The sequence below is a fragment of the Natronosalvus rutilus genome (assembly GCF_024204665.1).
Classification (GTDB): Archaea; Halobacteriota; Halobacteria; order Halobacteriales; family Natrialbaceae; genus Natronosalvus; species Natronosalvus rutilus.
The window spans coordinates 1864248-1877107 of sequence record NZ_CP100355.1 but is presented as its reverse complement, the minus strand read 5'-3'; the positions used below and the strand labels follow the sequence as shown (position 1 = coordinate 1877107).

General features: G+C 64.6%; 13 protein-coding genes. 4 read left to right on the top strand and 9 right to left on the bottom strand.

Going from position 1 to position 12860, the window contains the following annotated elements:
- Position 1: 1 nt before the first annotated feature.
- Positions 2-496 carry a cation:proton antiporter regulatory subunit gene (locus NGM29_RS09105; protein ID WP_254160350.1) on the bottom strand — a complete coding sequence of 165 codons (495 nt, stop codon included), beginning with the start codon at positions 494-496 and terminating at the stop codon, positions 2-4.
- A 153-nt stretch (positions 497-649) separates the two neighbouring features.
- Positions 650-1345, bottom strand: a complete 696-nt coding sequence (locus NGM29_RS09100) for a DUF8159 domain-containing protein (RefSeq protein ID WP_254160348.1) — start codon at positions 1343-1345, stop codon at positions 650-652.
- 87 nt (positions 1346-1432) lie between these two features.
- Here NGM29_RS09100 and NGM29_RS09095 point away from each other — a divergent pair, with 87 nt between their 5' ends.
- A complete protein-coding gene (locus NGM29_RS09095; RefSeq protein ID WP_254160518.1) occupies positions 1433-2686 on the top strand; it encodes a cation:proton antiporter in 1254 nt (417 codons plus the stop codon).
- Positions 2687-2770: 84 nt separating this feature from the next.
- Here the strand turns inward: NGM29_RS09095 and NGM29_RS09090 are convergent, their stop codons facing one another.
- The 5 genes from NGM29_RS09090 to NGM29_RS09070 all read right to left on the bottom strand — a co-directional run bounded on the left by NGM29_RS09090 (position 2771) and on the right by NGM29_RS09070 (position 8225).
- Entirely contained in the window at positions 2771-3496 is a 726-nt protein-coding gene (locus tag NGM29_RS09090) for an ABC transporter ATP-binding protein (RefSeq protein WP_254160346.1), read from the bottom strand.
- Positions 3489-4298 (bottom strand): ABC transporter ATP-binding protein, encoded by an 810-nt coding sequence (locus NGM29_RS09085; protein ID WP_254160344.1) that lies wholly within the window; start codon positions 4296-4298, stop codon positions 3489-3491. The genes NGM29_RS09090 and NGM29_RS09085 overlap by 8 nt, the downstream gene beginning before the upstream one ends.
- Complete coding sequence (locus tag NGM29_RS09080; RefSeq protein ID WP_254160342.1) at positions 4298-6307, bottom strand: ABC transporter permease; 2010 nt, start codon at positions 6305-6307, stop codon at positions 4298-4300. The genes NGM29_RS09085 and NGM29_RS09080 overlap by 1 nt, the downstream gene beginning before the upstream one ends.
- A gap of 12 nt (positions 6308-6319) precedes the next feature.
- Positions 6320-7618 carry an ABC transporter substrate-binding protein gene (locus tag NGM29_RS09075; protein WP_254160340.1) on the bottom strand — a complete coding sequence of 433 codons (1299 nt, stop codon included), beginning with the start codon at positions 7616-7618 and terminating at the stop codon, positions 6320-6322.
- A gap of 145 nt (positions 7619-7763) precedes the next feature.
- Positions 7764-8225: a MaoC/PaaZ C-terminal domain-containing protein gene (locus NGM29_RS09070; protein WP_254160338.1), complete on the bottom strand. Its 462-nt coding sequence runs from the start codon at positions 8223-8225 to the stop codon at positions 7764-7766.
- A 165-nt stretch (positions 8226-8390) separates the two neighbouring features.
- Between NGM29_RS09070 and NGM29_RS09065 the strand changes: the two genes are divergently transcribed.
- Positions 8391-8783, top strand: a complete 393-nt coding sequence (locus NGM29_RS09065) for a universal stress protein (RefSeq protein WP_254160336.1) — start codon at positions 8391-8393, stop codon at positions 8781-8783.
- Positions 8784-8920: 137 nt separating this feature from the next.
- Positions 8921-9517, top strand: coding sequence for a GNAT family N-acetyltransferase (locus NGM29_RS09060; protein ID WP_254160334.1), 597 nt, complete (start codon positions 8921-8923; stop codon positions 9515-9517).
- 200 nt (positions 9518-9717) lie between these two features.
- On the opposite strand, the gene NGM29_RS09055 is transcribed toward NGM29_RS09060, so the two are convergent.
- Together NGM29_RS09055 and NGM29_RS09050 are read right to left on the bottom strand one after the other, a co-directional pair.
- On the bottom strand, positions 9718-10560 hold the full coding sequence (locus tag NGM29_RS09055; RefSeq protein ID WP_254160332.1) for an enoyl-CoA hydratase/isomerase family protein: 843 nt from the start codon (positions 10558-10560) through the stop codon (positions 9718-9720).
- Positions 10560-11480 (bottom strand): 3-hydroxyacyl-CoA dehydrogenase family protein, encoded by a 921-nt coding sequence (locus NGM29_RS09050; protein WP_254160330.1) that lies wholly within the window; start codon positions 11478-11480, stop codon positions 10560-10562. The genes NGM29_RS09055 and NGM29_RS09050 overlap by 1 nt, the downstream gene beginning before the upstream one ends.
- Positions 11481-11648: 168 nt before the next feature.
- Here NGM29_RS09050 and NGM29_RS09045 point away from each other — a divergent pair, with 168 nt between their 5' ends.
- The gene (locus tag NGM29_RS09045) at positions 11649-12791 is read left to right on the top strand and encodes a thiolase family protein (protein WP_254160328.1); all 1143 of its coding nucleotides are present in this window, start codon (positions 11649-11651) and stop codon (positions 12789-12791) included.
- Positions 12792-12860: the final 69 nt, after the last annotated feature.

Genomic DNA, 12860 nt, shown 5'->3' with positions numbered 1-12860 from the left:
ATCACCTTCCTCCGTCGCCTCCAACGAGTGATTCGAAGTCTCGACAGTCGTCGCGGTCGCCGACGACGACGAGCGTGTCGTCGGCCGCGAACGTCGTCTCCGGGCCCGGGGCGGCGAGAACCTCCTCGCCGCGCTGGATCGCGACGATCGAGACGCCGGTTCGCTCGCGAATCTGTGCCTCGGCGATGGTCTGGCCGACGAGTACCGAGGCCGGGTCCAGGTTGTACCACTCGATGAACGTCTCGCCGGTGAGCATGGTCTCGACGCGGTCGGATTGCACCGGCTGGAAGTACGCGCCCTCGAGGATCGTTCCTACCTTTCGGGCGAGCCGATCGGACATTTCGAATACCTTTTCGCTGTCTGCACCCTCCTCGTCTTTCTTGTAGATTTCCCGTTTACCCGTGTTGTGGGTGACGATGATGAGGCGCTCCCCGTCCTCGAGTTCCACCTCGTACTTCTTGCCGACGCCGGGAAGGTCGCTCTCGTATATGGTCATACCCTGAAGACGGGAAGGGAACGTAATAAACGCCGCGGGAATCGGCAAGCTGGCGGCGGCGGAAACCCGGGAGGCGGGCCATGGGCACCGACTCGAGCGACGTCCTGAACGAGGCTACCGAGACGACCGGTGCGTCCACGAGTTGGTCTAAAGCTACTCCTCCGGAGAGACGCCGACGAACGGCGGGTGGCGCCGCGAGTCGATCGTCCCCGCCACCAGTTCGCCGTACTCGGCGGCGGTCAGGTCGCCGGCCACGTAGCGTTCGGCCCACGCGCTCTCGACCGTCGCCGAGCCGTAGGATTCGGGTGCGTCGTCGAGAATCGTGATCGCGAGGGCGACGGCGTCGTAGCCGGCGTCGACCAGGGCCGCGTAGGCTCCGGTGATCGGCCCGAGTTCGTGGATCGTCCCCGTTTCGTACCGCTCCCGGTTGACGTACTCGAGGGTCAGCACGTCCCGCTCGCGCTCGAGTGACTCGACCTCGAGCCCTTCGGCCTCGAGCGCCTCGGCGAACGCTTCCTCGTCGGTGATTTCGTCGTCTATCGACTCGATTCCCGCCGCGAACACGTCCGTCCGTTTCGTTATCGGCAGGTCGGGAACGAGTTCGGCGATCGGCCAGGACTTATTCGGTGGGAGTTCCTCGCCGACGTCCTGGGTACAGCCCGCGAGCGACGCGGAAACGCCGACGGCGAGGATGCCGAGGGCGGTGCGTCTCGAGATTCGGTTCGAGGTGCTCGACTCTGACTCGGTCGACTTCGACTCAATCCACCCCGACACACTCGAGTCCGACGCATTCCGCCCCGATTCGCTCGACTCCGACTCGCTCGATGCCCCTCCGAACCGTCGGTCCATAGCGAACGAACGACGACCACGACAAACGAGGCTGTGCCTGCAACTGACGGGTCCGGTCTTATCCGATCGTTGATGGATAGTACCGCTGTGGTACTCGAGTTGTACGACATCGGCTTCGTCGTCGTCGGTGTGACGCTGTTCGGCATCGCCGTGCTTCCCCGATACGTCGCCGACAGAGCGATTTCTCTGCCCATTTTCTTCGTGGTTTTAGGGTTTCTCGCGTTCTGGTTGCCGACCGGGCTTCCTGCTCCAGATCCGCTCGAGCAGGGCCACGTCGTCGAACGGCTGGCGGAGTTCGGAGTCATCATCGCGTTGATGGGCGTCGGACTGAAACTCGACCGGGCGCCAGGACTGCGTGCCTGGTCGTCGACCTGGCGATTGCTGCTGATCGCAATGCCGTTATCGATCGCCGGTGCGGCGCTGGTTGGCTGGTGGCTGGTCGGCCTCGTCGTCCCGACGGCGATTCTCCTGGGGGCGTGTATCGCTCCGACCGATCCGGTGCTCGCCTCCGAAGTCCAGGTCGAGGACCCCGGAGACGGATCCGAAGAAGACGTGGTCGGCGACGGGGAGTACGATGACGAGGTCAGGTTCGCGCTCTCCTCCGAGGCCGGACTCAACGACGGCTTCGCCTTCCCGTTCACGAACCTCGCTGTCGCCATGGCCCTCGTCGGCATCGCCCCGGGCAACTGGATGGGGGAGTGGCTGCTGGTCGACGTCGGCTACCGGATCGTCGTCGGGACCCTCGCCGGCGTGATCCTCGGCTGGATCAGCGCCAGACTCATCTTCGGTACCGAACCGAACACGCAGATCGCCAGGTCCGTCCAGGGCCTCGAGGCCGTCGCCGGGACGCTCCTCGTCTACGGGATTACCGAACTCGTCGGGGGCTACGGTTTCATCGCCGTCTTCGTCGCCGCGGTGACGATCCGCAGTTCCGAACGGTCGCACGAGTACAACGACGCGCTCCACGAGATCAGCGAACTCGCCGAACAGGTCTCCATGGGGGTCATCATGGTCTTCTTCGGCGGGGCGATCGCCGGAGGACTACTGGCGCCGCTGACGCTCGAGGCGGTGATCGCTGCCATCGTCATCGTCTTCCTCGTGCGTCCGCTGGCCGGCCTCATCGGCTTCCTCGGCTCGAGTACGGGGTGGGCCGAACGCGGCGCCATCGCGTTCTTCGGCATCCGCGGGATCGGCTCGTTCTACTACCTCGCTCACGGTCTCAACGAGGCCGCCTTCTCCGACGCCGACTTGCTCTGGGCGCTCGTTGGGGCCGTCGTGCTCGTCTCGATCGTCGTCCACGGAATCACGGCGAACCCCGTCATGCGCGTCGTGACGAATTAGTCGTAAGTTGGACGCTGTGAGCGGGTGTCGCGACCTCCTCGAGCGGCGGCGACTCGAGCAAAATCCTCCACCGGGGGACGAAAATCAGGCCGTGACGCCAAGGTACCGATCGAGTACCTCCTCGTCGGCCTCGAGTTCCGCCGAGGTCCCCTCCCAGACGATCTCGCCCTGATTGATGACGTAGTTCCGGTCCGCGAGGGCGAGGCCGACGTGGACGTTCTGCTCGATCAGGAGGACCGTGATCCCCCGATCGTTGAGGTCCTCGATGATCTCCATGACGTCCTGGACGATGTACGGAGCGAGCCCTTCGGTCGGCTCGTCGAGCAGGATGAGATCGGCCCCCGCGACGAGCGCCCGGGCGATGGCGAGCATCTGCTGTTCGCCGCCCGAGAGCGATGACCCGGCGTTCCCCTCCCGCTCGGCGAGGTTCTCGAACGTCTCGAGCGCCGCGTCGACCGAGAGCGAGTCGACGTCGTCGGCCCCGCCGTAGGAAGCCAGTTCGAGGTTCTCGCGGACGGTCAACTCGGGGAAGATCTGGCGTTCCTCGGGGACGAGCGAGAGTCCCCGCCTGGCGGTCGCAGTGGCGTCGAGGTGCGAGATGTCCTCGCCGCGATAGGCGATCATTCCCGAGGTAGGCGTGACGATGCCCATGATCGACCGGAGCGTCGTCGTCTTACCGGCCCCGTTGCGACCGATCAGCGAGACGATTTCGCCCTCCTCGATCGCGAGCGACAAATCGTGCAGGACACGCGTCTCGCCGTAGCCCGCGTCGACGTCCTCGAGTTCGAGGAGCGGGACGCGATCACTCATCGAGCGTCCCTCCGAGGTAGGCGTCCTGGACGGCCTGGTTGCTGGCGATCTGGTTCGGTGTCCCCTCTGCGAGGAGTTCGCCGTGATTCAACACGCTGATTCGGTCAGAAAGTTCCATGACAAGTTCGATGTCGTGTTCGATGAGTAATAATGTCTGATCAACGAGGACGTTCTGGATTAATTCGATCGTCTCTCGCGTCTCGTCGACGCTCATTCCGGCGGTCGGTTCGTCGAGCAAGACCAGTTCGGGATCGGTCGCCAGGACGACGCCAATCTCGAGACGACGGCGATCGCCGTACGCAAGCGCGTTGGCGGTGACGTCCGCGACCGATTCGAGGCCGACACGCTCGAGGATGCGCTCGGTTTCGGCCGCGATCTCGTCGTAGCGGTCGGTCGGTCGAAACAGCGACTCGAGCAGTCCAATTTCCTCTCGGTTGACCGACTGGACTGCCAGTCTAACGTTCTCTCGAACAGATAATCCTCCAAATATATTTGATATTTGGAACGATCGGCCGATACCGCGGCGGACGCGCTCGGCCGGGGAGAGCGACGTGATGGCCGTCGGTTCCTCGTCGTCGCGCCCGGCGAAGTAGATCTCCCCGTCCGTGACAGGGAGGGCGCCCGAGATGAGGTTGAACAGCGTCGTCTTGCCGGCGCCGTTAGGCCCGATCAGGCTCCGGAACTCGCCGCGCTCGAGTTCGAGGTCGACGTGGTCCGTCGCCGTGAACTCGCCGAAGCGTTTGACCAGTCCCTCGGTCCGGAGGATGGGATCTGTGTTGTTCGGGAGCGGCTCGGTCGCCATCAGTCGTCACCTCCCGGTGTCGTGTCGTCTGGGGTCGGTTTCGACCCGGGTCCACCCGAGAGGAGTGGGCGTAGCTGTCCCGGAAGCGAGACCAGCCCTCGCGGGAGGAAGATTACGAAGAGGACGAAAACGGTCCCCAGGACCAGCCGCCAGCGTTCCCCGATGAAGTCCATCAACACGGCCTCGAGGCCGAAGAAGACGAATGCGCCCAGGATCGGACCGTACAGCGTCCCCATGCCGCCGAGGACGACCATGACGATGACCTCGCCCGACTTGATCCACTCAGTGGCCGATGGCGTGATGATCCCCGAGTTGAGCGCGGACAGACCACCGGCGAGTCCGGCGACCACGCCGCTGATGACGAACGCGCGGCGCTTGTAGACGGTCGTATTGTAGCCGAGGAACGTCGCTCGCTGCTCGTTCTCGCGGATCGCCTTCATCACCGCACCGAACGGCGAGTTGAGGATCCGACGGGTGAGGAAGAACGACCCGACGAGTGCAGCCAGTACGACGTAGTAGAACAGAGAGGAACCCCCGAGGATCACCGGACCGAGGACGACCTCGATTTCGGTGAGGTCGACGCCCACGCCGGCGATGCCGTAGAAGGCGCTGAAGCCAAAGAGTCCCTCGGAACCACCGGAAATGTCGAGGTCGCTGATTACGTTGTGGAACAGTTCGGCGAACGCGAGCGTGATCATCGCGAAGTAGACGCCGGCGACGCGAATCGAGAGATAGCCGACGATCCACGCGGCGACCGCCGAGAGGAGAATTGCCAGTCCGATCGCGACGAATACGGATTCGCTTACGTTGATCAGTGTGATGGCAGCCACGTACCCGCCGAGTCCCCAAAAGAGGACGTGGCCCAGCGAGACGAGTCCGGTGTAGCCCATGACGAAGTCCAGGGAGAGGGCGAACAGCCCCCACAGGAGCATCCGGGTCACGAGCGTGACCGCGTACCCCGAGTAGAGCCAGCCGCTTCCGAACGGGACCAGCACCAGCAAGACCACCATTACGATACCGAGTTTGAGCCGCGTATCCGAGTCGAGAAAGCCTCCGTCAGTTCCGGTCAGCAACGCTCCGCCCTCGTTCTCCGGCGCTTCGCTGCCGAACAGCCCCTGGGGGCGAACCAGCAGGACGCCGATCATCAGCAGGAAGATCACGATCCCCTCGAGTGAAGGGACGTTCGGCCGGATAATCGTCTCCTGGAGGATACCCACGAGAAGGCCGCCGACGACCGCGCCCTTGAAACTCCCCAGACCGCCGAGGACGACGATGACGAACGCTGGGATGATGAACCCCATGCCCATCTCCGGGCTCACCTGTTGGGTTCCGCCGATGGTGATCCCCGCGATCGCGGCGAGGGCGGCGCCAGCACCGAACACCAGCGAATAGTATCGGTCGATGTCGATACCGAGGTTGCGGACCATCTGGCGGTCCTGGGACCCGGCGCGGATGATGAGTCCGTAGCGAGTGTACTCGAGGGCTGCCCAGACGGCGAGGGCGACGAGACTCCCGAAGACGATGATGAAGACGTTGTACGCACTAAACGTAAATCCAGCCAGGTCGAACGTGCCGCGAACGACTTCGGGCCGAGTGAACGAGCGGTTTCCGGTCCCCCAGACGATGTATATCAAGTCGTTGATGACGAGCACGAGCCCGAACGTCAGGAGGATGTGATAGAGCGGGTCCCGGCCGTACAGCGGTCTGACGGTGAACCGCTCGATCGCCACGCCGACGACGCCGACGAGCAGTGGCGCAATCAACAGTGCAGCGAAAAACGCGTACCCACCGCCGAGTGGTGCTATCAGCGCCAGCGCGAAGTATGCCCCGAGTGTGAAGAGCTCGCCGTGGGCGAAGTTGATGACGTGCATGACGCCGAAAATCACGGAGAGTCCAGCGGCCAGCAGGACGTAGATGAGACCGACGGTGAGTCCGTCCAGAAGTCCCTGCAACGAGACGAAGGAGACGGCCGTCGGGTCCGCCGCCAGGAGTGCGTGGAGAGATATCATTCAACTACCCGGTCAGAGGGAACATCCGGTGGATTCACAGTCTGGTGCGGCCTCTTCGCCGTCGAGTTCCCAGCCGTCGAGGAGATTCACGTCCGCGATGTCGCCCTCCTCGGGTTCGACGCACTCGGCCATCCAGACCGGGTTCGTCGCCTGCTGGTCACACTCCCGAAACTCGACGGGGCCGAAGATGGTCTCGTGTTCCAGCCCGGGCAGGACGTCCTTGACGTCGGCCGGATCGGTCGACCCGGCCTCCTGGATGCCGTTTGCCACCATTCGGATCGACTCGTAGCCGACCCGCGAGAAGTTGTCCGGGAGTTCGCCGTCGTAGGCGTCCTGGTAGTCGCTGACGAACGTCTGGTTGTCGCCGGTCTCGATGGTCGGAACGTACCGGGTGCCGCTGTAGATGCCGTAGGCACCCTCGCCGGCGCCGGCCATGACTGCCCGGAACGAGCCGGTGGTCGTCACGATGGGGATCTCGTCGTGGAGTCCGTTGTCCTTCGCCTGCGTGAGGAACGTTGCCAGGTCGCCGCCGGTCATGCCGACGACGAGCGCGTCGGCCTCGTCGCTCGCCTCGGATATCTGCGTGATGAACGAGGCGAAGTTGGACGACCCGGGGTCAGACCGCGTGACGCCGACCTCCTCGTAGTCGTCGCTGAGGTTCTCCATCCGCGTGCCGATCTCGTTGTGGACGGAGTCGCCGTAGGCGTAGTCGGCGATGTGGTAGAACAGCCGGCCACCCATTTCCTCGGCCAGCCACCGGGACATGACCTCCGCGATCTGGGCGGTGCTCGTCTCGAACCGGAACACCCACTCGTTGCAGTTCTCCCCGGTGATGGAGACGTCGGCTGCCCCCGGCGTGTAAAGCACCTCGTTGCTCTGGGCGAAGTCGTTCATCGCCAGGGCGACCGAACTCGAGATGCATCCGGTGAAGAACTCCGCGCCCTGGGACTGGACGGCGTTGTTCGCCTCCTGGATCGCAGATTCGGAGTCGAGCTGGGTGTCGTAGTCCTCGTACTCGAATTCGAACTCGTACTCGTCGCTCTCGTTTATCTGTTCGATGGCGAGTTCGGTTCCTCGGTGGCGTTCTTCGGCCAGCGCGCTGAACGGTCCCGTGAACGGCTCGAGGACGGCGAGTGGAACGGTTCCGCTTGCGCCGCCGTTGCCGTTTCCGTTACCGTTCCCATTCTCGTTACCGTTACCGTCGCCATTGCCGTCACCTGACGATTGAATACACCCGGCGAGTCCGGTCAACCCGGCCGCCCCGCCAGCGACTGCACCCCTGAGAAATTGCCGTCTGTTCCCCTGGCTCATGGTATCTCGAGTCACAAGTCCATCTATCGTGGATGTTGTATAAATATTCACCCGTAGATGAACGGGTTATATACGTTCCAGGATTAGTTCGACGGGCGGAAAATCGACCGAAGACGAACGGTTCAGCCCGAACGAGGTTAAAATATTATTCCTGGCGCTTGATGAGGAACTTCATGTCGCCCTCGAACACCACGTCGTCCTCCTGGTTCGTCATGGTGGTATCGATCGTCACCAGACCCGCGTCGTCCTTGCTCGAGAGTTCGCGCTTCTCGGTGACCTCCATGTCGAGTTCGATGGTGTCGTCCATGTAGACTGGGTTGGGGATGTTCATGTAGTTCATACCGAGGAAGGCGTAGACCGTCCGCTCGACGATGCCACAGCGGTAGACGAACCCGGTCGCCAGCGAGAACGTCATCGGGCCGTGAGCGACCCGCCCGTCGAAGTGACCCTCCTCGGCAAAGTGGCGGTTCGTGTGGAGTTCGGTCCAGTCGCCGGTGAACATCGAGTGGAGGACGAAGTCGGACTCGGTCACGGTTCGGCCGACGCTCTCGAAGGTCTGTCCCACTTCGAAGTCTTCGAAGTAGTGTGGCTCGTAGCTGTATGCCATGATATGTCTGTTCAGACAGGCCGGATAAATACGTTTTCCTCCCGCCGTCTCGGCTCACAGACGCCATCCGAAGAACTGGGCCGAGTCTCGCCGCACGTTCGAGACACCCGCTCGAGGCACCTTCGCACCCGAGAGATTATGACGATTCCACCACAATCGATGCGCATGTACCGGATACTGGTCGGTCTGGATACGGACGTTGAACGAGCACAGGCGCAGGCCCGAATGATCGCCTCGCTCCCCGCAGCGAGTACGGACGTGACCGCGATCCTGGCCCACGTCTTCCAGGACAACCCACAGGGCGCGTCGATCCAGCAACTCGATTCCGTCCGACGCGCCATCGACGTCCTCGAGGACCACGACGTCGAGTACGAGTACTACGAGACGAGCGGGGAACCGGCGAGCGAACTCGTCGAGGCGGCGGCCGAACTCGAGGCCGACATGATCTGTCTCTCCGGTCGCAAGCGGACACCCACCGGGAAGGTCCTCTTCGGGAGCGTCACCCAGGCAGTCATTCTCAGTAGCGAGCGACCGGTGACGACCGTCTCGCCAGAGTGAGCGCAGGACCAGGGCTCGCCGCACGTTCGATATACCCGCTCGAGGTGGCGTTCGCCCCTCGAGAGTTATAAAGCACCCACGCATGTTCGGGACGAACGTGATGGTGCTGGCATCCGTATCTACTGACAAGAACGATAATGTCGACCGATACCTGCGCCGCCTGGAACCCGTCAGCGTGTGAGGGAACCGCTGGCTGTCCGCCCCGGTGCCCACGCTTCATCGACAAACACGGACGGGCGCTCCTTGTCGAACCAGCGAGCGACCGCCACCGCGAGGGCCTCCGGTCCATGTACGCGGACTACCCCGACGCACATCGGTCGATGGGACTGCCGCCGATTCATCTCGAGCGAATCGACGCCTGGATCGACGCGTTGCTCGAGACGGGCACCAATCTCGTCGCTCGAGATGGGACGCGCGTCGTCGGCCACGCGGCCTACGCGCCGAACTCGAGCGCGGAACCCGAGTTCGTGATCTTCGTCGACCCCGACTACCACGACGGCGGCGTCGGGAGCGAACTCTGCCGGCACACGATCGCTACGGCCGCCAAGAACGGCCACGAGGCGCTCACGCTCGACGTGGACGCGGCTAACGAGCGAGCCGTACACGTCTACCGGAAGCTGGGGTTCCGGATCGTGAAGCGAAGCGGCGGCGACCTGGCCATGCGCCTCTCGTTCGACGAACCCATCGTCGACGCCGTCCGAATGCCGCCGGCCGAGCGTGAGACGCCCGCCTGAACGGCGCTCGAGCCAACCATCGCCGCGATTTTCTGTACACGTACAGTCGCTGGTACGACGACTCGAGCGAGATCCGTAGACGGCCGGAACACCGTCCGCAAAAGACCCAGAAACCTCAGGCTACCTTTTAACAGCGAGAGAGTCCCCGCCGTTCACGGCGGGCGTGAATCGCGTACACTCCGTTTCCGCTTCGTCACATGTCATTCGCCCGTCCACTCCGGCTCGCGATCCTCGAAGAACGCGTCGATCCCCTCGTTTTTGTCCGCGGTTCCGAACAACTGGGCGAACAGTTCGGCCTCGTACTCGATGCCCTGCTCGAGGTCGGTCCGCGAAGCCGCCTTGACGGCGGTCTTGGCCAGCTCGAGGGCGACGGGACTCTGCTCGGCCATCGATTCGGCGAGCCCGTAGACCTCCTCGTCCAGTTCCTCGGCGTCTCCACAGACGACATCGACGAGACCGATCTCGAGCGCCTCCGCGGCGTCGATCAGGTCGCCCGAGAGGATCAGGCGCATCGCCTGGCCCTCGCCGACGAGGCGGGGGAGACGCTGGGTGCCGCCGCCACCGGGCATGATCCCGAGGTTGATCTCCGGCTGGCCGATCTTCGCCCGCTCGTGGGCGATGCGCACGTCACAGGCCTGGGCGAGTTCGCAGCCCCCTCCCAGCGCGTGGCCGTTGAGCCGCCCGATTACCGGCTGTGGAAGGTCGTCGATTACTTCGTAGACGCGGGGGCGCTTCGAGATTTCGCGCTGCTCGAGTGCGCTCCGATCCCGAAACTCGCCGACGTCGGCGCCGGCGACGAACGCCTTCGCCTCGTCAGCGCCCGTGAGGACGACGACGCGAACGTCGCTCTCGGCGATGGCGGCCGCGATCTCCTTCAACTCGCGCCGAACCTGCGCGTTGAGCGCGTTTCGGGCGTCCGGGCGGTCGATCGTGACGGTCGCGACGCCGGGCACGCGGTAGCCGACGCTCGCGTGGACCAGGTCGCAGTCCTCGGCCGCGGCGTCGACGTCCTCGGCGCCGTCGACGGGTTCGTCGGGGAGCATCAGTTCGCCCCTCCGCGGTCGTCACCGTCTTCGCCGTCGTCACCCTCGTACTCGCCGCTGACCCCCACGATCTCGCCGTCCTCCCAGACGTAAAAGCCCTCGCCGGTCTTCTTGCCTAACTTGCCGGCGCGCACCTTCCGCTTGAGCGCCTGGGGTGGCCTGAACCGCTCGCCGAGTTCCTCGCGCAGGTACTCGAGGATGTCCAGGCGAACGTCGAGACCGACCACGTCGCCGAGTTCGATGGGACCCATCGGGTGGTTGTAGCCGAGCTCCATCGCCGCGTCGACGTCTCGCGGGTCGGCGACCCCTTCCTGGACCATCCGGATCGCTTCGACGCCGAGGGCGACGCCGAGTCTCGAGGAGGCAAACCCGGGAGAGTCGGTCACTTCGACCGGCGTCTTGCCGATATTGTCGACGAACTCGTGAGCGAATTGGACGGTGTCGTCGTCAGTCTGTTCGGCGACGACGATCTCGACCAGCCCCATGATGTGGACCGGGTTGAAGAAGTGCAGGCCGATCACCCGTCCGTCGCGCTCGGCGACGCTCGCGATTTCCGTGATCGACAGCGAGGAGGTGTTCGTCGCGACGATCGTCTCGTCGTCGACGAGTGCCTCTACGTCCTCGAGCGTTCCCGTCTTGAGGTCGATGTCCTCCGGAACGGCCTCGATCACGAGGTCCGCGCCCTCGACGGCGTCCGCGAGATCCGTCGTTCCCGAGAGGCGCTCGAGCGCGGCGTCGGCCTCCTCGCGGGTGACCTTGTCGCGTTCGATGCCGCCCTCGAGGTTGGCCTCGATGGACTCGAGACCGTTCTCGACGTATTCGGTTTCGATGTCTCGCACGGTCACGTCGTGGCCCGCCATGGCCGTCACCTGGGCGATGCCGTGGCCCATGGTGCCGGCGCCGAGTACTGCGACTCGCATGTGTCGGGGTTTACGGGGCTGTGTGAAAGCCGTTTCCGTTCGGGCGATACGTTCGGCGTGGCGAACAACCCTGCGCGCCAGGTCGTTGTCGCCGCTCCGGCCCCGCAAGACCGGCGACCACTGCAGGGAGCCAAACGCTTAACCCCCGACCGTCCGACCACCCTCGTGATGACAGACGCCGACGCCGACGCCGTTATCGTCGACGCCGTACGGACGCCACAGGGACGCAAGGACGGCGGACTCGCCGAGACCTACCCCGAGGACCTCGTCGTGACCGTCCTGGAGGCGCTGGTCGAACGCACGGGAGTCCCCGCCGAGGAGTGGGACGACTTCCGACTCGGCTGTGCCAACCAGGAGAACGAACAGGGGCGGAACCTGGCTCGCCAGTCGCTGCTCGCCGGCGGCTTCCCGGAGACCGTGCCGGGAGCCACGACGACGCGGCTCTGTGGCTCCTCGCTGACGACGCTCGTCGACGCCGTCCGGGCCGTCGAAACCGGCGACGGCGACGTCTACCCCGTCGCCGGCGTCGAACACATGAGCCGGATCCCGTTCTCGAGTTGGCTCCACCCCGGTATCGAGGAGCGCTACGATGCCGACGACCTGCCGATGGGCGCGACCGCCGAACGGGTCGCCAGGCGATACGATATTTCGCGGGCAGACCAGGACGCGTTCGCGCTTCGATCCCACGAACGCGCGCTCGAGGCGTGGGAGGAGGGTCGGTTCGACGACGAGGTCGTCCCAGTGAAAACAGCGGACGGGACAGTCGAGACAGACGAGGGTCCCCGCCCTGACACCGACCTCGAGACCCTCGCCGGCCTGCCCACAGTGTTCGCGGACGACGACGCGGCCACCGTGACGCCCGGCAACGCCTCCCCGCTAACCGACGGTGCCGCAGGGATGCTCGTCACGAGTCGTGAGTACGCCGAGGAACACGGTCTCGAGGTCCTGGCAAGCGTCGGCGCTCGCGGCGTCGCCGGCGTCGACCCGACTGTGATGGGGACGGGGCCGGTTCCCGCCACAAGGCAGGCGCTCGAGGCCGCCGAGCTCTCGGTTTCGGACCTGGACCTCGTTGAACTCAACGAAGCGTTCGCCTCCCAGAGTCTCTACTGCGCCGACGAAATCGGGTTCGACGAGGACAAACTGAACGCCAACGGCGGCGCCATCGCACTCGGCCACCCGCTCGGCTGCTCCGGCGCCCGCATTACAACGACCCTGCTCCACGAACTCGCTCGCCGCGACGGCCGCTACGGTCTCGCGACGATGTGCGTCGGGTTCGGCCAGGGCGTCGCCGTCGTCTTCGAGCGGGAGTGAGCAGGCTCGAGCGCACTATTTTGTCGAGACGAAAACCCAGCTCGAACGATCAGGACTCGAGTGCTCAGA